14 protein-coding genes are annotated in these 19,090 nt (G+C 64.0%); 9 read left to right on the top strand and 5 right to left on the bottom strand.

All coding sequences use genetic code 11. From position 1 onward, the window contains the following. Window positions 1-3 precede the first annotated feature (3 nt). Window positions 4-1,566, bottom strand: a complete 1,563-nt coding sequence (locus K5X80_RS06225; RefSeq protein ID WP_222559978.1) for an ArnT family glycosyltransferase — start codon at window positions 1,564-1,566, stop codon at window positions 4-6. After that, window positions 1,521-2,666, bottom strand: coding sequence for a glycosyltransferase family 2 protein (locus K5X80_RS06220; protein ID WP_261390656.1), 1,146 nt, complete (start codon window positions 2,664-2,666; stop codon window positions 1,521-1,523). Before K5X80_RS06220 ends, K5X80_RS06225 begins: the two co-directional genes overlap by 46 nt. A 373-nt stretch (window positions 2,667-3,039) precedes the next feature. Between K5X80_RS06220 and rplJ the strand changes: the two genes are divergently transcribed. The 3 genes from rplJ to K5X80_RS06205 all read left to right on the top strand — a co-directional run bounded on the left by rplJ (window position 3,040) and on the right by K5X80_RS06205 (window position 5,469). Next, window positions 3,040-3,555 (top strand): 50S ribosomal protein L10, encoded by a 516-nt coding sequence (gene rplJ / locus K5X80_RS06215; RefSeq protein ID WP_222559976.1) that lies wholly within the window; start codon window positions 3,040-3,042, stop codon window positions 3,553-3,555. Window positions 3,556-3,636: 81 nt separating this feature from the next. Further along, window positions 3,637-4,014, top strand: coding sequence for a 50S ribosomal protein L7/L12 (gene rplL / locus K5X80_RS06210; protein ID WP_222559975.1), 378 nt, complete (start codon window positions 3,637-3,639; stop codon window positions 4,012-4,014). 159 nt (window positions 4,015-4,173) lie between these two features. Next, window positions 4,174-5,469: a serine hydrolase domain-containing protein gene (locus K5X80_RS06205; protein WP_222559974.1), complete on the top strand. Its 1,296-nt coding sequence runs from the start codon at window positions 4,174-4,176 to the stop codon at window positions 5,467-5,469. Between the two features lie 140 nt (window positions 5,470-5,609). Here K5X80_RS06205 and K5X80_RS06200 read toward each other — a convergent pair whose 3' ends face one another. After that, window positions 5,610-6,059, bottom strand: a complete 450-nt coding sequence (locus K5X80_RS06200; protein ID WP_222559973.1) for a c-type cytochrome — start codon at window positions 6,057-6,059, stop codon at window positions 5,610-5,612. 112 nt (window positions 6,060-6,171) lie between these two features. On the opposite strand from K5X80_RS06200, the gene K5X80_RS06195 reads away from it, so the two are divergent. The 4 genes from K5X80_RS06195 to K5X80_RS06180 all read left to right on the top strand — a co-directional run bounded on the left by K5X80_RS06195 (window position 6,172) and on the right by K5X80_RS06180 (window position 11,089). Next, window positions 6,172-7,560, top strand: a complete 1,389-nt coding sequence (locus K5X80_RS06195; protein WP_283249237.1) for an MATE family efflux transporter — start codon at window positions 6,172-6,174, stop codon at window positions 7,558-7,560. Between the two features lie 116 nt (window positions 7,561-7,676). Then, window positions 7,677-7,964: a co-chaperone GroES gene (gene groES, locus K5X80_RS06190; RefSeq protein ID WP_222559971.1), complete on the top strand. Its 288-nt coding sequence runs from the start codon at window positions 7,677-7,679 to the stop codon at window positions 7,962-7,964. Window positions 7,965-8,014: 50 nt separating this feature from the next. Then, window positions 8,015-9,655, top strand: a complete 1,641-nt coding sequence (gene groL / locus K5X80_RS06185; protein WP_222559970.1) for a chaperonin GroEL — start codon at window positions 8,015-8,017, stop codon at window positions 9,653-9,655. Window positions 9,656-10,075: 420 nt separating this feature from the next. Next, window positions 10,076-11,089: a serine hydrolase gene (locus K5X80_RS06180; RefSeq protein WP_502778656.1), complete on the top strand. Its 1,014-nt coding sequence runs from the start codon at window positions 10,076-10,078 to the stop codon at window positions 11,087-11,089. A gap of 402 nt (window positions 11,090-11,491) precedes the next feature. Here the strand turns inward: K5X80_RS06180 and K5X80_RS06175 are convergent, their stop codons facing one another. Continuing rightward, the gene (locus tag K5X80_RS06175; protein ID WP_222559968.1) at window positions 11,492-11,917 is read right to left on the bottom strand and encodes a hypothetical protein; all 426 of its coding nucleotides are present in this window, start codon (window positions 11,915-11,917) and stop codon (window positions 11,492-11,494) included. Between the two features lie 176 nt (window positions 11,918-12,093). Here K5X80_RS06175 and polA point away from each other — a divergent pair, with 176 nt between their 5' ends. After that, entirely contained in the window at window positions 12,094-14,931 is a 2,838-nt protein-coding gene (gene polA, locus K5X80_RS06170; protein WP_222559967.1) for a DNA polymerase I, read from the top strand. Next, on the top strand, window positions 14,918-16,222 hold the full coding sequence (locus tag K5X80_RS06165) for a sensor histidine kinase (protein WP_222559966.1): 1,305 nt from the start codon (window positions 14,918-14,920) through the stop codon (window positions 16,220-16,222). Before polA ends, K5X80_RS06165 begins: the two co-directional genes overlap by 14 nt. Window positions 16,223-16,278: 56 nt before the next feature. Here the strand turns inward: K5X80_RS06165 and K5X80_RS06160 are convergent, their stop codons facing one another. Further along, on the bottom strand, window positions 16,279-18,585 hold the full coding sequence (locus K5X80_RS06160; protein ID WP_222559965.1) for a CDC48 family AAA ATPase: 2,307 nt from the start codon (window positions 18,583-18,585) through the stop codon (window positions 16,279-16,281). Between the last annotated feature and the right edge of the window lie 505 nt (window positions 18,586-19,090).

Here is a 19,090-nt window from a genome sequence, read left to right as displayed (position 1 = left end):
GTTCTATCTAGTGTTTCCGCCGCGTTTCGTCAATCCACCGGAGTCAAACGCAGAGGCCCCCGGCGCACGATTGGCATAGAGCACATAGGTGTCGCGCCCGATCGGCGCACGCAGCACCGGCCGATATCCTTGCGCCAGCGCGCTCTCGATTTGCGCCCGGCTGCGGCGCGCGTTGTTCTTGTCCGCTGCCGCCTCGATCAGGACGAAGCCGGGCGGGTGCATCATGATCCGCTGCAATTCGGCCCCTTGCGGCACGCCGATGGCATCCTGTTCCTTCACGTGGCTGAGATGGCTAGGATAGGCAAAGCGCGTGACAAGGCACGATCCGGTCAGCGAGTAGAGGCTGCTCGGCCCCTGATAGATATAGAGACATCCGCGCGGATGCATGCCGATCGCCCGCACGAACGGGGCGAGATCCGCCCCGATGCCGTATTTCGCGCGGTTGCCCGCGATATGCATGCCGCCTGCCACCACGGCATAGGCGGCGGCGCCATAGCCCAGCCAGCGCCAGCGCCCCGGCGCATCGAACAGCACCGCCGCGTTGATCGCCGCAGGCAGGAGCAACGGCAGAGCATAATGATCGTAGAAATCGCCCATCAGCAGCAGGCCGAACGCCGATGCCAGGAACCACAGCGCGGCAAACCGCGCGGCGGGGGCATTCCGCCGCCATGCCAACGCCAGCCCGGCCAGCGCCGCCGCGAGCACCGGCAGCAGGATCAACACCATATCGGCCAACCGCCCCAGTTGCCGCCCCAGCGGCACATCGCCGCGCGCGAAGATCGAGACGAAATTGGCGTAAACGAAATCCTCGCCCCGGCCCGCCGCTGCATAGACCGCCAGCGCGGCAAGCGTCGGCAACAGGCCGAGCAAGGCCCAGACGGCGCTGCCACCCAGAAACGCCGCCGGCCTTACACGCGCGCGCCACAGCCATGCCATCAGCACCAGCCCGAAGAACACGCCTTCGAACACCGCGCTGTACTTGATCTGGATGGCAATTCCCGCGCAGAGCATCGCCGCCGCGCCCCAGGCCGCCCCGCACCGCAGATGGGTCTGGCCGGTGGCCCGGATCATGCACAGCCCCGCCAGCGTCATCGGCAGATTGTAGAACACGGGCGATTGTCCGCCATCGCCGCCGATCAGATTGAGCGCCGCGAGATAGAGCAATCCGGCGCAAAAGGCCGCGCGATCCGAAGTCCAGCGCCGACAGATGCAGACGATGACCCACGCCGTGGCCGCGGCGAACAGTGTGGCGGCGATCTGATAGACATAGACCCCGCCGCCCAGCTTCGCGAACACGGCATAGAGCAGGAACAGCCCCACGGGCTTGCGGTCCCAAAGGTCGCTATAAATCCATGCGCCTTCCCACATCCGTTGCCCGGCCAGCAGATAGAACTGCTCGTCCGACTGGATCAGGGGGTTGCCGAACTGCCAGAAACGCAGCGCGAAAGCGGCCAGCACCAGCAGAGCGGGAACCGCCCAGTGCAACCTGCCACCGGAAAAGGCAGCCCCTGCGCGCGCGATCACTTGTTGCGCCACACCAGCAGCGTGGAAGCACAGAAGTTCCATAGCGAACCGACCGCCACCCCGGCGATCCCGGCCAGCCACCAGCGCGGTTCCGCCGCGAAGACCATCACGCCCACGCCGACATTGGCCACCGCACCGGCCGAACAGACGAGATAGAAGCCCGCCAGACCCTTGAGCCAGGCCCCCAGCGTCTTGTGGCGGCGATCGCGATACGTGATGAGATTGTTCAGCACGAAATTGAACAGGATCGCCACCGCCACGGCGGCGGTCTGGCCATTGCCGAACGGCAGGCCCAGCTCCAGCGCCGTGCGCAACACCACCAGATGCACGATCAGCCCCAGCCCGCCGACGAGCCCGAACAGGATTAGGCGTGGCGGAATCCAGCGGCCGCATATCCGGTCGAGAATCTGGATGACGAATTCCAGCGCCACGGCGCTGTCGAGCTTGCTTTCCCCCGCATGGCGCGGACGGAACGTATATGGCACTTCGGCCACGGCGAGCGGACGCCCGGCGGACAGGACGATATCCAGCAGAATCTTGAAACCGAGGGCCGACAGGCGCGGCGCGATTTCCACGAATAGGTCGCGGCGCATCATGAAGAACCCGCTCATCGGGTCGCTCAGCCGCTGCGGCATCACCCGCTCGGCGACCCATCCGGCAAAGCGGCTGATCACTTCGCGCCCCTGCGACCATTCGCCGGTGCTGCCTTCGTCCGCGTATCGGGTGCCGATCACCAGCTCCGCCCCTTCTCGCTCGATTGCGCACAGCATGGCGGCCAGCTTGCTTTCGTCGTGCTGCATATCGGCATCGACCACGGCGACCACCGGGGCCGTGGTGGCAAGGAAGCCTTCGATCACGGCGGCGGACAGGCCCTTGCGGCCAATGCGGCGGATCAGGCGGATATTGCCGCGCTGACGGGCGAACCGCTCAACCTCTTCGGGCGTGCCGTCCCGGGAATCGTCATCCACGAAGATCGCTTCCCACGCGATGCCCGCCAGGGCGGCATCGAGCGCGGCAATCATCGTGCCGACATTGTCCTTCTCATTCAGCGTGGGAACGATGACCGCGAGACGCACACCCGCCGCGTCAAGGCCGGCCTGTTCATAAGTGGCTGTCTCCAGCCGCGAACGCGTATCAAGCAAAGCCAACCTCACGATATGAACCGGCGCCGGCTCCACTTTCCGGCCCATACAGATTTCCCGCGCCGCCACAAGTTTCCGCGCGCCCAGTTGACTTTTTCCTGCGATGTGGCCAAAGCGCCGCCCGATCGCCGGTTCCGCAAGGGCTGGCAATCATCCGTCCGAGACAGTCGGTGAAGGCAATATGGCCTTCTTAATTTCCGGCCTAGACGGGGAAAAGAGATTTCATGGGCCGCTTCTCGCATGCCCATATTTCGCGCCATTGGCGCACCTCCTTCCCCTTCAACGGACTCGCCCATGCCGGTTTTCGGCATGGACAAACGTAGCCGGCCGTACGGGCACGAACCCCGCACGGTCACATGTGAAGGAGTATGGCATGGATCGTTCGCAAAAAGCCGATTCGGTCGCCCAGCTCAACGCGGTCTTCAACGAGGTCGGCGTGGTGGTTGTCACCCGCAACCTCGGCCTGTCTGTGGCCCAGTCCACCGACCTGCGTGCGAAGATGCGTGATGTTGGCGCGTCCTACAAGGTTGCGAAGAACCGTCTTGCCAAGCTCGCCCTGAAGGAAACCCAGTACGAAGGCCTGGAGGAATATCTCTCCGGCCCGACCGCGATCGCCTATTCGGTGGATCCGGTCGCGGCAGCCAAGGCTGCGGTCGACTTCGCGAAGACCAACGACAAGCTTGAAATCGTTGGTGGTTCGATGGGTGGGCAGCTGCTCGATCAGGCTGGTATCAAGGCGCTCGCCTCGATGCCTTCGCTCGACGAGCTGCGCGGCACGCTGGTGGGTCTCATCAACGCCCCGGCAACGAAGATTGCCCGGGTGGTCAACGAACCCGCCGCCAAGCTCGCTCGCGTCTTCGGTGCCTACGGCGCCAAGGAAGCAGCGTAAACGGTTATCCGCACAAGCGAATTTTCGGGGCCGCAGAATCCTCTGGACCTCGAACCAGTCAATTTTTTGGAGTGTTGAACAATGGCCGATATCGCCAAGCTCGTTGAAGAACTTTCGAAGCTGACCGTCCTCGAAGCAGCTGAACTCGCCAAGGCTCTTGAAGAAGAGTGGGGCGTGAGCGCTGCCGCTGCTGTTGCTGTTGCCGCCCCCGCCGCTGGTGGCGATGCCGGTGCAGCCGCTGAAGAAAAGACCGAATTCGACGTCATCCTGACCGGCGACGGTGGCAAGAAGATCCAGGTCATCAAGGAAGTCCGCGCCATCACCGGCCTGGGCCTGACCGAAGCCAAGGCTCTCGTCGAAGGCGCCCCCAAGGCGCTGAAGGAAGGCGTGAACAAGGCCGAAGCCGAAGACATCAAGAAGAAGATCGAAGAAGCCGGCGGCACCGTCGAGCTGAAGTAAGCGATCCTCTCTTCGAGAGATTACGCGAAGGGCGGCCCCGCAAGGTGCCGCCCTTTTCGTTTGGGTGAGGTATTGGCAAGCGATGCCAACGATACAATCGCCTTTCCTTTGGGCCGAGATGCGCTAACCTCCTCCGGATACAGCACAAAAGGGGGAAGGATGGGCGGCCAGACAGGGAATGCGACAACGCATCGGCGGCGGGTTCTGCAGGGGCTGGGCGCGCTGAGCGTGTCACCGCTTGTAACGGCCAACACCGCTCATCCCCAAAAGAGCGATTTTCCTTCCGTCAAAGCGCTTGCCCGCGATCTGGTTTCAGCGGAAGTCGTCCCCGGAGTGGTTGTCGCCCTTGGCCACGGGCAAGAGGACCCCACCTTTATCTGCCATGGGACACTGGGCTTCGGCAGCGAAGTGGCCGTCGATGAAAACACCCTGTGGCGGATCTATTCGATGACCAAGCCTGTGGCGGGCATGGCTGCGATGCTGCTGATCGCGCAAGGCAGGATCACCCTGGATCAGCCGATTGCCGATTTCATGCCGGAATTCGGAACCATGCAGGTGCTGATCGATCCAAAGGCCGGCCTTGCGGCAAGACCGGCCAGAAATCCGATCACGGTACGCCATCTGCTGACTCATACATCGGGGATAGGCGCCGCCATACCGATGGTCGGCGGGCCGCTGATCGATGCCTATACAGCAGTGGGGCTCAAGCGCGGCGTGCTGGATGCCGATGGCGCGCCCGACGTGCCCGGCGCGGTGACCGGCCTAGCCGAATTCGCGCGCCGTCTTGCCACGGTCCCGCTGGAGGCGGAACCGGGAACGCACTGGCGCTATTCCTATGGGCTCGATCTGATCGGACGGATCGTGGAGATCGTCTCTGGCCAGCCGTTCGATGCGTTCCTGAAGCAGGCGTTTTTCGATCCGCTGGGCATGGCCAGCACGGGCTTTCGCGTTCCCGCTCAAGATCGCATGCGCCTGGTCGATAACTACAGCACCCCCTATCCCGCCGACGGCAGCAAGGCCACGCTGATCGATCCCGGCGCGCAATCCCAATTCCTGAAGCAGCCGACATACGTTTCGGGCGGCGGCGGCCTCGTGTCCACCGCGCGGGACTACGATCGCTTCCTCGCCATGCTGGTGGGCGGAGGGACATTTCGCGGGACTACCGTCCTGCCACCCGCCGCGGTGGCAATGGGCATGTCCAATCTCCTGCCCGCGGGCACGAACATGAACAGCTATATCTTCCCCGGTTCGGGCGACGGGTTCGGCGCCGGGGGCCGGCTGGTTTCCTCAGGGCCGGACAAAGGCACGTTCGGCTGGATGGGCGCGGCTGGGACGCTGGGAACGGTCAACCCAGATCGCCGGTTGCGGATCACCGGCATGCTGAATTGCATGAACAATATGGCCCTGCCGGAGCAACTGCCCGCTGCGGTGAACGCCGATTGGCCGGCGCACTAGACTTTAACGCCTGCCCCCTCGCATGGGGATGAAGCGGACAGTCGAAACCGACTGGCGGCGCACGCCCCGGTTTAGCCTGCCTGCCCGAACTGCGCCCAAGCCTGTCCGGTTCCAACCACGCGCGCAGCCAGCCGGAGTCGTTAGGGCGCGGGCGGCGCAAGCGATTTGAGATAGGCGATCACTTCGGCCCGCTGCGCATCGTTCTTGAGCCCGGGATAGATCATCTTGGTGCCCGGCACGGTCTGGCGTGGCGCCTTGAGATAGGCGTCCAGCGTCTTTTCATCCCAGACCAGGCCCGATTCCCGCATCGCCGGGCTGAACGCATAGCCTTCCACATCGCCCGCCGGAGTCTCGAAAATACCCGCCAGCGAAGGGCCGATCATATGCCGCTCCGGTTCCACCGAGTGGCAACTGCGGCATTGGTTGAACGCGGCCGGCGCGTTATCCGCCTGCGCGGTCGCGGCTTCCGGCGCGGCGGCGGCATCGCCCGTTTCACCGCCAGCAGTCCGCTCGCCCGCATCCTGCCCGCCACAGGCCATGAGCCCCAGCGTCAGAAGCGCCGCAACGCCGTTGGCCATGAGCTTGCGCATTCTTTCCCTCCCTCGGCGAACGCCATGTGTAGGCCGCGTCCTTATCAAGCCCCACGCGGGGTGCAACTATTCGCTTCCCCCAATCTGTCCGCTGGCCTATCGGCGGCAACCGATGTCACCCCTGCCTCTCCCCGGATCTGCCGTGCGCACGGAAATCAAGGCCACGGTGCGGCTCGCCGTGCCGCTGGCGGCGGCCAATCTGCTGCAGATGGCGGTGCACGCGGTGGACGTGATCTTCGTCGCCCGGCTGGGCCAGGAAGCGCTGGCCGCCTCCAGCCTGTCGGTCGCGCTGTTCAGTCTGCTCACCTGGTGCTTCTCCGGACTTACCGGCGCGGTCGCCCCGCTGATCGCCGCCGAACTCGGCAAGGGCCGCCACGCGGTGCGCGAAATCCGCCGCAGCGTGCGCATGGCGCTGTGGCTCGGGGTGCTGTCCGGCCTCGCCGGAATGGCGATCTGCGCTTTCGGCGAAGTGCTGCTGCTCGCCAGCGGGCAAGACCCGGTGATCGCCCATAAAGCGGGCGCGTTCCTGCGTATCCTGATGTGGGCGATGATCCCGATGATTCTCGCCAGCGTGCTGCGCACTTTCGTCGCCACCATGGGGCGGCCGATTTTCGCCACGGTCATCACCGCCGCGGCGATCGGGGTGAACATCCTTGCCAACTACGTGTTCGTGTTCGGCGCGTTCGGGGTTCCGGCCATGGGCCTCAACGGTTCGGCGCTGGCCAGCACGCTTACCGCCGTCCTCATGCTGCTGGCCTATGTCGGCGCGATCTATGCCGACCGGCGGTTGCGCCGCTATTACCTGTTCGGGCGTCTATGGCGCCCGGAAATGACCCGTTTCCGCGAAATCGTCGGCATCGGTTTGCCGATCGCGGGCACGATCCTGGCGGAAGCCGGGCTGTTCAGCAGCGCGGCCGTGCTGATGGGCTGGATCGGCAAGGCGGAACTGGCCGCGCACACCATTGCCCTGCAGATCGCCGCTTTCGCTTTTCAGGTGCCGTTCGGCATCGGCCAGGCGGCAACGATCCGGGTCGGCTATCACTACGGCGCGCGCGACAGGGCCGGGATTGCCCATGCCGGATGGGCGGCCATCGGCCTCAGCCTCGGTTTCATGGTGTTCACCGCCAGCGCGCTGTGGCTGATCCCGGAATTCATCATCTCCGCCTATCTCGACATTCACGATCCGGCCAATGCCATCCTGCTCGGCTTTGCCGTGCAATTCATGGCGATTGCCGCGTTCTTCCAGTTGTTCGACGGATTGCAGACCGTCGCGGCGGGTGCGCTGCGCGGATTGCAGGATACCAAAGTGCCGATGGTCATCGCCATCTTCGGCTATTGGCTGCCCGGTTTCGGCGGCGCGCTGGCGCTGGCTTTCCTCACTCCGCTGCGCGGCCAGGGGGTGTGGTTCGGCTTTGCCATCGGGCTTGCCGTCGTCGCCCTGATGCTGCTTTATCGCTGGCACCGCCGCGAACGCTTCGGGCTTGTCGCCGAACTGCCGTGAAAAAACTTCATCAGGTGCGCTTGACGACCTGATCGGCTGGCACCATATCCCGGCCGCTGGCACTCCCACGCAGGGAGTGCCAACTGCATTCAACTCAACTGGAAGAGGTCACAGACATGGCATTCCGTCCGTTGCATGACCGCGTTCTCGTTCGGCGCATCGAAGCCGAAGAAAAGACCGCCGGCGGCATCATCATCCCCGACAGCGCCAAGGAAAAGCCGAGCGAAGGCGAAATCGTGGCTGTCGGCAGCGGCGCGCGCGCCGAAGACGGCAAGGTTACCCCGCTCGATGTCAAGGCTGGCGATCGCGTGCTGTTCGGCAAATGGTCGGGCACCGAAGTCAAGGTCGACGGTGAAGACCTGCTGATCATGAAGGAAAGCGACATTCTCGGCGTGATCGCCTGATCGCTCCGGCGCTTCCCCTATATCCCGATTTATAAAGAGGAATTCTCACAATGGCTGCAAAGGACGTGAAATTTTCGCGTGACGCACGCGAACGCATCCTCAAGGGCGTCGACACCCTCGCCAACGCCGTGAAGGTCACTCTCGGCCCCAAGGGCCGCAACGTCGTGATCGACAAGAGCTTCGGCGCACCGCGCATCACCAAGGACGGCGTTTCCGTCGCCAAGGAAATCGAACTCAAGGACAAGTTCGAGAACATGGGCGCCCAGATGCTGCGCGAAGTGGCATCGAAGGCCAACGACAAGGCCGGTGACGGCACCACCACCGCCACCGTGCTCGCTCAGGCGATCGTGCGCGAAGGCATGAAGTCGGTTGCCGCGGGCATGAACCCGATGGATCTCAAGCGCGGCATCGATCTTGCCGTCGCCAAGGTGGTCGAAAACCTCAAGGGCCGCTCGAAGGACATTTCGGCGTCTTCGGAAATCGCGCAGGTCGGCATCATCTCGGCCAACGGCGACACCGAAGTGGGTGAAAAGATCGCCGAAGCCATGGAAAAGGTCGGCAAGGAAGGCGTCATCACCGTCGAAGAGGCCAAGGGTCTCGAATTCGAACTCGATGTCGTCGAAGGCATGCAGTTCGACCGTGGCTATCTCTCGCCCTACTTCATCACCAACCCGGAAAAGATGATCGTCGAACTCGACGATCCGTTCATCCTGGTTCACGAAAAGAAGCTTTCGAACCTGCAGCCGCTGCTGCCGATCCTCGAAGCCGTGGTGCAGAGCGGCCGTCCGCTTCTCATCATCGCCGAAGATATCGAAGGCGAAGCGCTGGCCACGCTGGTGGTCAACAAGCTGCGCGGCGGCCTCAAGATCGCTGCTGTGAAGGCTCCGGGCTTCGGTGATCGCCGCAAGGCGATGCTGCAGGACATCGCGATCCTGACCAAGGGCGAAATGATTTCCGAAGACCTCGGCATCAAGCTCGAAAACGTCACGGTCGGCATGCTCGGCCAGGCCAAGCGCGTCACGATCGACAAGGACAACACCACCATCGTCGATGGCGCCGGTGCGGCGGAAGACATCAAGGCTCGCGTCGAACAGATCCGCGCCCAGATCGAAGTCACCACCAGCGATTACGACCGTGAAAAGCTGCAGGAACGCCTCGCCAAGCTGGCTGGCGGTGTTGCCGTGATCAAGGTCGGCGGTGCAACCGAAGTCGAAGTGAAGGAACGCAAGGACCGCGTCGACGACGCGCTGCACGCCACCCGCGCAGCCGTTGAAGAAGGCATCGTCCCCGGCGGCGGCACGGCCCTGCTCTACGCCACCAAGGCTCTCGAAGGCCTGTCCGGCATCAACGACGACCAGACCCGTGGTGTCGACATCGTCCGCCGTGCGCTGCAGGCGCCGGTTCGCCAGATCGCCGAAAACGCCGGCCATGACGGCGCGGTTGTCGCGGGCAAGCTGATCGACGGCAACGACGAAACCCTCGGTTTCAACGCAGCCACCGACGTTTACGAAAACCTCGTCACCGCCGGCGTGATCGACCCGACCAAGGTCGTGCGCACCGCTCTGCAGGACGCGGCTTCGGTTGCCGGTCTGCTGATCACCACCGAAGCGGCCATTTCCGATCTGCCGGAAGACAAGCCGGCGATGCCGCCGATGCCCGACATGGGCGGTATGGGTGGCATGGGCTTCTAAGGCCCGCCGCCGATATGATAAAGATGGGGCCGGAAGGAGCGATCCTTCCGGCCCTTTTTCTTTGGCGATTGTGGCGTTTGCCAATCCCCCAAACCCGTTCGTCCTGAGCCTGTCGAAGGACGCGCACAACCGCAGCCTCCTGCTTTGGAAAGCACCCAGCCACACACGTTTGGCGCGCGTCCTTCGACAGGCTCAGGACAAGCGGAATTCGTGCCAGGCCCGTTCGTACTGGCAAGATACGATCGCCATTCCCGTATTTGCCGGTTCTTCCGCTCTACCGCCCACCTGCCGAACCGCATGGGCCGGGTCCGGATTCGCTTCGCCTCATGTCGCAGAACGGTTCATCGCCGTCTAACTTGCCGCAAATCAGCGGATTCTGTTATATTCCTGTTCATAAGGCTCAGGTAGGATAATACGATGATGTTGAGGGCGTTCAAACGCGCGGCTTTCGCGCTCGGGGCCGGGGTGCTGGCGTTCCAGCCACTGCAAACCGCTGTTGCACAGGATTACGCGTCGAGTTTCGACAGCGTGCTGGGCACCGATCTCCGATCGCCCAAGGAATTCCGCGCCAGCTATTCCAGCCCGCTCGAAGCAGCGGTGGCCCGCGCCGCCGATGGAGGCAAGGGCCGGATCGGCGTGGCCGCGATCGATCTTGCCACCGGGCGCGAAATCGCCGTTCTGGGCGACCAGCGCTTCCCCATGGCGAGCACCAGCAAGATCGCCATTGCCGCCACGTTCCTCGACGGGGTCGACAAGGGTCGGTGGAGCCTGAGCAGTGAGTTTCCGCTGCTGGTTCCCGTCGCTTCCAAGCCCTTCTCCACTTCCATCGCCCCCGTGCGCAAGGGCAATTACATGTCCGCGCACCAATTGATCGACCTGATGATCACCCGCAGTTCCAATCAGGCAACCGATGCGCTGCTGGCGGTGATCGGCGGCCCGCAAGCCGTCAACCGCTGGATGCAGAAGGCAGGCATCACCGATTTCCGCATCGACCGCGACATCGCCACACTGGTGCGCGATGACGGAGAATTCGATCCCGCTTCGCATATCGACCAACGCGACAGCGCCTCGCCGCGCGCAATGATCCAGTTGCTTTCGGGCCTGCATCAGGGACGCTGGCTCAGCGATTCCAGCCGCCGCGTCATCATGAGCGCGATGGAACGGTGCATCACCGGCAAGCGCCGCATCCCCGCATTACTGCCCGCAGGGGTGCAGGTCGCGCACAAGACCGGTTCGCTCAACAACACGTCGAGCGATATCGGGTTCATCACAGGGGCCGATGGCCGCACTTATGCCGTGGCGATCTATGTCACCGGGCAAGGCACACGCCTCGCCCGCGAAGAACGCATCGCCCAGATCGCCCGCGCGATCTATGACGGCTACAGCACCATGCCCGCGACCGAAAACACCAACTGGGTCAACGCCCGCTACTGACAGGCGATACAGATGTTGTTGCCCGGAAACCGGGCAGCACCGCCTGCCATGCTTCCTGAAAGCCCAAGGCGGGCCGGTGTTCCTGGCGGAACGGCGGGCTTTGCATAAAATGGGATGAGGCGAGACGGCGGTTCTGTCGTATCCGCCCTCCACGCGGGAGCGCAGCGACATTTGGCGCGATTACTTGGATATAGCGCCCATAGCTGAGGGCTGTCAGCGCTATGCTTGCGCAATATGACCGGCCAACCGCTTAGTAGCGCCTGGCAGCCTTGAGCGGACTCCCGCCCGAGGCAATGATCAGATCAGCCTTGCGGACCGGCGAAAGCCGCATACGAGCCGCAGATACAAAAAGGGCGTGACAATCGCCACGCCCTTTCCGTTTTTTCCGAATGGATCAAAAGATCACTCGGCTGCCTTCTTGGCAGCGTCAGCAGCCTTGTCGGCCGTTGCAGCAGCGTCAGTGGCCTTGTCGGCCGAAGCAGCAGCAGCGTCAGCAGCCTTGTCGGCAGCCGGAGCAGCAGCGGCATCAGCAGCAGCGTCGGTAGCCGTAGCAGCAGCGTCAGTAGCCTGCGAAGCAGCGTCGGTAGCCGTGTCAGCAGCGGCTTCAGCGTCAGCCATTGCCGAGTCAGCGGTCTGGGTGGCAGCGTCTTCGGTCTTTTCCGAGCAGGCTGCAACGGTCAGAGCAGCAGCGGCAGCAGCGGCAGCGAGAACGATCTTGCGCATGTTATAGCAATCCTTGAACAGCGAGTGGAATACGCACGGCATCAATTGCGCCGTACGCAAAGCCTGCCCCGAGGGGCAAACTTCGCGCGCACAAATAATCGCCATTCAAACACTATGCAAGCATGTTCGCGGTCTGGATAATTTTCATATTATCGCAGCCCACCCATTCGTTCCTGCCCCATGGGGCATAATTGCGACAATTTCATGACCCCGCGCGCGAGGCAAAGGCGGGGAAGCGGAAACCGGCTGACCCGGCGCGAAGGCGCTGCTACGAACGCGCCATGGCCGACAAACAGCATCTCTATATCGTCGACGGATCGTCCTACATTTTCCGCGCCTATCATCGGCTGCCGCCGCTGACCAACCCGCAGGGAACGCCTGTGGGCGCGGTCTACGGCTACACCGCCATGCTGTGGAAACTGGCGCTGGAGCTGCATCAGGCCGACGGGCCCACCCATCTGGCGGTGATTCTCGACAAGTCGAGCACCTCGTTCCGCAACGATCTTTACGACCAGTACAAGGCCAACCGCCCCCCCGCGCCGGAAGATCTGGTGCCGCAGTTTCCGCTGATTCGCGATGCGACGCGCGCTTTCAGCCTCCCCTGCATCGAGGAGGAAGGGCTCGAAGCGGACGATCTCATCGCCACTTACGCCCGCGAAGCCGCGCGTCAGGGATGGGATGTGACGATCGTTTCCTCGGACAAGGACCTGATGCAACTGGTCGGCGAAAGCGCCGGTGGCGGCCGGATCGACATGCTCGACACGATGAAGAATCAGCGAATCGACGTGGCTGAAGTGGTCGAAAAATTCGGTGTTCCGCCCGAAAAGGTCGGCGACGTGCTGGCGCTGATGGGCGATTCGGTCGACAATGTGCCGGGTATTCGCGGAATCGGGCCCAAGACGGCGACCAAGCTGATCCAGGAATACGGCGATCTCGAAAGCGCGCTGGCCGCCGCCGAAACGATGAAACCGTCCAAAATGCGCGAGCGGCTGATCGAGGAGGCGGCAATGGCCCGGCTCAGTCGCCAGCTCGTCGAATTGAAGCAGGATTGCCCGATGCCGATGGCGCTGGAGGAATTCCGCCTCACCGCGATTCCGCCTGCACCGCTGGCCGAATTCTTCACCACGCATGGTTTTTCCAGCCTGCTGCGGCGGCTCGAAGGCATGTCGGGCGAGCAGGCAAGCCCGGCGTCAGCCCCGTCGCAGGCGGGCGATTCGGCGGCCCCTGCCCCCGAATCGAGCGGCAGCAGGCAGGAACTGCCGCCCATGGCGACGGTGGACCATGCCAGCTATCGCTGCGTACAGACGCTTGAGGAACTGGACGCCTGGATCGCGCGCGCTTTCGCCGCGCGGGTCATCGCGGTCGATACCGAAACCAGCGCGCTCGATGCGATGCAGGCCGATCTGACCGGTGTCAGCCTTGCCATCGGTCCGAACGACGCCTGCTATATTCCGCTCGGCCATACCTGCAACGACATGTTCGCCGAACGGCCGGAGCAGATTCCGTTCGACACCGCGCTGGCCCGGCTCAAGCCGCTGCTGGAAAGCGATGCGGTGCTCAAGATCGGGCAAAACATCAAATACGACATCAACGTGCTTGCCCGCTACGGCATCGCGATCCACCCGCTCGACGATACGCTGGTGATGAGCTTCGCGCTCGACGCTGGGCGCGGCGAGGAAGGGATCGGCGGCGGGCACGGAATGGACGAGCAGGCCCTGCGTCACCTCGGCCACACCACGATCAAGTTCAAGGATGTGTGCGGCACCGGCCGCAACGCGATCTCCTTTACCGAAGTCCCGCTCGACCGGGCAACGCACTATGCCGCGGAAGACGCCGACGTGACCTGGCGGCTGCATGCGCTGCTCAGGAATCGCCTCGGTGACGAAGGCGGCACGCGCATTTACGAGCGGGTGGACCGGCCCCTGATTCCCGTGGTGGCGCGGATGGAGCGGCACGGCATCAAGGTCGATCGCGAACAGCTCGCCCGCCTGTCGACCGAATTTGCCGACCGGATCGGCGCGCTGGAAAAGGAAATCCATGCGCTGGCCGGGGCCGAATTCACTATCGGCAGCCCCAAGCAACTGGGCGATATCCTGTTCGACAAGCTCGGCTACAAAGGCGGGCGCAAAGGCAAGAGCGGGCAATATTCGACCGATCAGGCCATTCTGGAAAAGCTCGCCGCGCAAGGGGCGGATATCGCCGCCCGGGTGCTCGACTGGCGGCAACTGGCCAAGCTGAAATCGACTTATACCGATGCGTTGCAGGCCGCGATCAATCCGGCCACGGGCCGGGTCCACACCAGCTACAGCCTGGTTGGCGCGCAAACGGGCCGGCTGTCCTCCACCGACCCCAATCTCCAGAACATCCCGGCCCGCACCGATATCGGCCGCCGCATCCGCGAAGCGTTCGTGGCGGAGGAAGGCAATGTCCTGCTGTCGGCGGACTACAGCCAGATCGAACTGCGCCTTGCCGCGCATCTGGCCGATGTGCCCGCGCTGAAGGACGCGTTCGCCAAGGGCGAGGATATTCACGCGCGCACGGCGATGGAAATGTTCGGCCTGGTCGACCGCGACACCCGCGCCCGCGCGAAAACGATCAATTTCGCCATTCTCTACGGCATTTCCCGCTGGGGTCTGGCCGGGCGGCTGGGCGTGGAACCGGACGAGGCGCAAGCGATGATCGACCGCTATTTCGAACGTTTCCCCGGTATCCAGCGCTATATCGTCGCCACGCTGGAGCAGGTGCGCGAATGCGGTTATTCGCAGACGCTGTTCGGCCGCAAGACCTGGTTCCCGCGCATCAATTCGAAGAATCAGGCCGAACGGCAGGGGAGCGAGCGCGCCGCGATCAACGCGCCGATCCAGGGAACCTGCGCCGATATCATCAAGCGCGCGATGACCCGCATGATGCCCGAACTCGAAGCGGCGGGCCTCGGCCATGTCCGGATGCTGCTGCAAGTGCATGACGAACTGGTGTTCGAACTGCCCGAAGCCGATGTCGCCGCGGCCAGCGCGGTGATTCAGCGGGTGATGGACGACGCGGCGGGCCCGGCGATCCGGCTGGACGTGCCGCTGGGCGTGGAAATCGGCATCGGAAAGAACTGGGATGCCGCACACTGATCGGCGCAAACGGCAAGCCGGGCCCGGCGCCGCCCGCCGGGCATGGGTGGCGCGCATCACCGTCTCGCTGCTGGTGGCGGGCTCGCTGGTGGCCGCGGTGCTGGTCATCATCACCACTATCGATGCCGAACGCGCCCAGCGCGCGCAGGCCCAGCGCACGCACGATATCCTGGCCGAACTGCGCAATGTCGGCCATGCCGCGATCAATGCGGAAACCGGCCAGCGTGGCTATTTCATCACGCTCGACAAGCGTTACCTCGGCCCCTACCGGCTGGGCCGCGAACAGTATCGCCCCGCGCTGGAACGGCTGAACCGGTTGATGGAGGACGAAGGCGCCCCGCAGCGCCAGCGCGCACTGCTGGCCGAAATCGACCAGCTCACCACCGCCAAGTTCGCCGAACTGGAAGAATCGACCGGGATGATCGAACGGGGCGAACTGGCCGAAGCGCAGGCCCGTTTCCTCAGCGACGAAGGCGAGGAAGTGATGAACCGCCTGCGCCGCGCACTGGGCGAGATGGAACGAATCGAACAGGACGTGCTGGAACAGACGACCGCCCGTTCCGCCGTGGCCGAAGCGCGCGTGCTGCCCCTGCTCGGGCTACTGCTGCTGATGCTGCTGGCCGCTTCGGCGCTCGGGCTCAGGCAGGCCTTGCGCGCCGCGCGGGTCGAAAGCGCGGAAGCCCATGCCGACGAACTGGCCGCCGCGCGTGACCGGGCGGATCTGCTGGCACGCGAACTCAACCACCGGGTGAAGAACCTGTTCGCGGTGATTCTCGCCATCGTCCGCCTCAGCGCGCGCACCGCGCCGGAAGCCCGGCCGGTGACCGAAAGCATCGCCCGCCGCATCCAGGCCCTGCTGATCGCGCACGAAGCGACGCAGGGCGCACCCGGCCAGCCGGTGGCCGATCTGAAGCATCTGATCGAAACCACGCTGGCCCCACACCATGCCCCGCAGCGCGGCTGTTCGCTGGCCGGGCCTCGCGTCGTCCTGCCCACGGCGAAAGTCCAGTCGCTCGGCCTCGTGCTGCATGAACTGGCGACCAATGCGGTGAAGTACGGGGCGTGGAGCCAGAACGGATCGCTGACGATCGAATGGCGATGCGAAGGCGAAGACGATGGCGAACTGGTGCTCGACTGGCGCGAGCATTGCCCCGATTCCTGCGCGCCCACCGAACACAAGGGCTTCGGCAGCCTGTTGATCGAAAGCTCCGCCCGCCAGCTTGACGGCACGATCACCCGCGAATTCAGGCCCGAAGGGTGCCACGTGCGGATCGCCTTCCCGCTCACCTGACACCCGAAAGGGCCGGCAGGGGCAAGGAGCCACGCGGCCCCTGCCCCATACCTGCTTTATTCGTGCTTCTTCTGGCGCGTCGGTTCGACCATGCCTTCGTGAATGAAGCCGATGGGGCGGACTTCCAGAGCGCGCTTTTTCAGTTCGCCTTTCATCTTGCCGTATTCCGCTTCCATTTCCGCCGTCACCGTGGCCCGCGAATCCTCCAGCGCCTTGGCGAAATCGGCCCCGGTCACCACGTCGGCATTCTCGCCCGCCCGGCGCAGGGCGACCAGCCCCGCCCGGCGCACCACATCTTCCAGATCGGCACCGGTGAAACGTTCGGTTTCCACCGCGATTTTCGCCAGATCGACATCGTCGGCCAGCGGCATATCGCGGGTGTGGATCTTGAGGATATGTTCGCGGCCCGGCGCATCGGGCGTGCCGACATAGACCAGTTCATCGAACCGGCCGGGGCGAAGCAAAGCGGGATCGACCAGAGTCGGCCGGTTCGTCGCCCCGATCACCACCACCGATTGCAAATCTTCCAGCCCATCCATTTCGGCCAGGATGGTGTTGACCACCCGCGCCGTGACCTGCGGTTCGGCATCGCCCGATCCGCGTGCGGGCACGAGACTGTCGATCTCGTCGATGAAGATCACGCACGGGGCCACCTGCCGCGCGCGGGCGAACAGGCGGCTGATCTGCTGCTCGCTTTCGCCGTACCACTTGCTGAGCATGTCCGAGCTTTTGATCGAGATGAAATTGGCTTCCGCCTCTTTCGCCACGGCCTTGGCCAGCAGAGTCTTGCCGGTGCCCGGCGGGCCGTATAGCAGGAAACCCTTGGCCGGGCGGATACCCAGCCGGCGGAACGCCTGCGGATTGCGCAGAGGCAGCTCCACACCTTCCTTGAGCTTTTCCTGCGCATCGCCCAGCCCGCCGATATCGGACCAGCCGACATTGGGCAGTTCGACCATCACCTCGCGCATCGCGCTTGGCTGCACCCGCTTGAGCGCGGCGATGAAATCGCTGCGCTCCACGCACAGTTCGTCCAGCACTTCGGCCGGGATCGTCTGCTTTTCCAGATCGAGCTTGGGCATGATCCGGCGCACCGCGTCGATCGCAGCTTCGCGCGTCAGCGCGGCGATATCCGCCCCGACGAAGCCGTGCGTGGTGCGCGCCAGTTCCTTGAGATCAACCCCCTCGCCCAGCGGCATGCCGCGGGTGTGGATGGCGAGAATCTCGCGCCGCCCCGATTCGTCAGGTACGCCGATCACGATTTCGCGGTCGAACCGGCCGGGCCGCCGCAGCGCCTCGTCGATCGCATCCGGGCGGTTGGTCGCGGCAATCACCACCAGATTGGTGCGGGCATCGAGCCCGTCCATCAGCGTCAGCAGTTGCGCCACCACGCGCTTTTCCGCTTCGCCCTGCACCTGGCTGCGCTTGGGCGAGATCGAATCGATCTCGTCGATGAAAATGATCGACGGGGCAGCGCGGGCCGCCTCCTCGAACACTTCGCGCAGGCGCTTCTCGCTTTCGCCATAGGCCGAACCCATGATTTCGGGCCCGTTGATAATGAAGAATTCCGCCTCGCTTTCGTTGGCCACGGCCTGCGCCAGACGCGTCTTGCCGGTGCCTGGCGGGCCATGCAGCAGCACGCCTCTCGGCGGATCGACGCCCAGGCGGGTGAACAGTTCGGGATAGCGCAGGGGCAGTTCCACCATTTCGCGCAACTGGCGGATCGTGTCGCCCATGCCGCCCACGTCGTCGTAATTGACCGTGCCACGGCCATCGCGCGGTTCCTCGAACTCGGCGCGCAGTTCGACTTCAGTGTTTTCGTCGATATGGACGATGCCCTTGGGCGCGGTGGACACCACCTGCAGGCGAATCTGGGTCAGCGCATAGGCCGGGGCGTTGAACATGCGGCGCACTTCGGGCGGCATGTCCGTCACCGGCTGCTGGCCCGCCGTCGCCACCAGATCGCCCGCGACCAGCGGCTTGCCGAAGAAATTGCGCTTGAGCGCGTTGGTCGGCCCCTGCAGCCGCATTTCGCGCTGGGCCGGGGCGAAGACCACGCGGGTGGCGGGGCGCGATTCGGCGCGGCGCAGCGTGACATGTTCGCCCGAACCGATCCCCGCGTTGCCGCGTTGCAGCCCGTCGAGCCGGACGACATCGAGTTCCTGATCTTCCTGATAGGCCGGCACGGCGATGGCCGCCGTGGTCCGCTTGCCTTCGATCTCGATCATGTCCCCTTCGGTGATGCCGAGCGCGGCGAAGGCCGACCTGGGCATTCGGGCGATGCCATGCCCGCTTTCTTCCTGGCGGGCGGCAGCGACCTGCAGCCTGATCGAAGTCTCTTTCTGTGCCGCTTGGGCATCGGCCATAGCGCTCTCCTGAACCTTGTCGCAGGGCAAAGCTAAGTACGGCCGGGGCGGATTGCAAACGGCGATGGCGGAAATTCCCACCCGGGGCCCGCGCGGGCTGGAAAAGCGCGCCGAAAAGCCGGATTTGCGGGGATTCGCGGAAGCGGATAAAAAAAAGGCCCGGTCGTTGCCGACCGGGCCTGGAAGTTTTGGGAGAGGATGCCTGAAAGGCAAGTGTGATATGCGCCGACCCCCTGTTTTTCGCAAGTGCGAAAACCTCACGCCATGTTGCATGAATTGCAACAAACTTCCTGTCCGTTGAAAATTTTGGCATTTTACCGAGTGAACAAACTGTTTCGTGCATGAATTGCGCCGCTTGCCACCCCGAAGCTCATGGCAATTCCGCATTGCACAATTCCGATCTGCGCAAATGCAATATGATTCCCGAAGTGTTCCGACGGGATGACAGCGCCGGTTCGAGCCGATATGTGCGGTGCAACATACCGGCTATTCCGCCGGGGGGAGA

The sequence above is a fragment of the Caenibius sp. WL genome (assembly GCF_019803445.1).
In the GTDB taxonomy this organism is placed as follows: Bacteria; Pseudomonadota; Alphaproteobacteria; order Sphingomonadales; family Sphingomonadaceae; genus Caenibius.
Note: the sequence above shows the minus strand (reverse complement) of the source record. Positions and strands in the feature narration are given on the sequence as shown.

What these genes read in the sequence shown, in the direction of transcription:
- K5X80_RS06225 (WP_222559978.1), bottom strand. Translation starts at nt 1,566, where the DNA reads ATGGAACTTCTGTGCTTCCACGCTGCTGGTGTGGCGCAACAAGTGATC.
- rplJ (WP_222559976.1), top strand. Translation starts at nt 3,040, where the DNA reads ATGGATCGTTCGCAAAAAGCCGATTCGGTCGCCCAGCTCAACGCGGTC.
- rplL (WP_222559975.1), top strand. Translation starts at nt 3,637, where the DNA reads ATGGCCGATATCGCCAAGCTCGTTGAAGAACTTTCGAAGCTGACCGTC.
- K5X80_RS06205 (WP_222559974.1), top strand. Translation starts at nt 4,174, where the DNA reads ATGGGCGGCCAGACAGGGAATGCGACAACGCATCGGCGGCGGGTTCTG.
- K5X80_RS06200 (WP_222559973.1), bottom strand. Translation starts at nt 6,059, where the DNA reads ATGCGCAAGCTCATGGCCAACGGCGTTGCGGCGCTTCTGACGCTGGGG.
- K5X80_RS06195 (WP_283249237.1), top strand. Translation starts at nt 6,172, where the DNA reads ATGTCACCCCTGCCTCTCCCCGGATCTGCCGTGCGCACGGAAATCAAG.
- groES (WP_222559971.1), top strand. Translation starts at nt 7,677, where the DNA reads ATGGCATTCCGTCCGTTGCATGACCGCGTTCTCGTTCGGCGCATCGAA.
- groL (WP_222559970.1), top strand. Translation starts at nt 8,015, where the DNA reads ATGGCTGCAAAGGACGTGAAATTTTCGCGTGACGCACGCGAACGCATC.
- K5X80_RS06180 (WP_502778656.1), top strand. Translation starts at nt 10,076, where the DNA reads ATGTTGAGGGCGTTCAAACGCGCGGCTTTCGCGCTCGGGGCCGGGGTG.
- K5X80_RS06175 (WP_222559968.1), bottom strand. Translation starts at nt 11,917, where the DNA reads ATGGCGATTATTTGTGCGCGCGAAGTTTGCCCCTCGGGGCAGGCTTTG.
- polA (WP_222559967.1), top strand. Translation starts at nt 12,094, where the DNA reads ATGGCCGACAAACAGCATCTCTATATCGTCGACGGATCGTCCTACATT.
- K5X80_RS06165 (WP_222559966.1), top strand. Translation starts at nt 14,918, where the DNA reads ATGCCGCACACTGATCGGCGCAAACGGCAAGCCGGGCCCGGCGCCGCC.
- K5X80_RS06160 (WP_222559965.1), bottom strand. Translation starts at nt 18,585, where the DNA reads ATGGCCGATGCCCAAGCGGCACAGAAAGAGACTTCGATCAGGCTGCAG.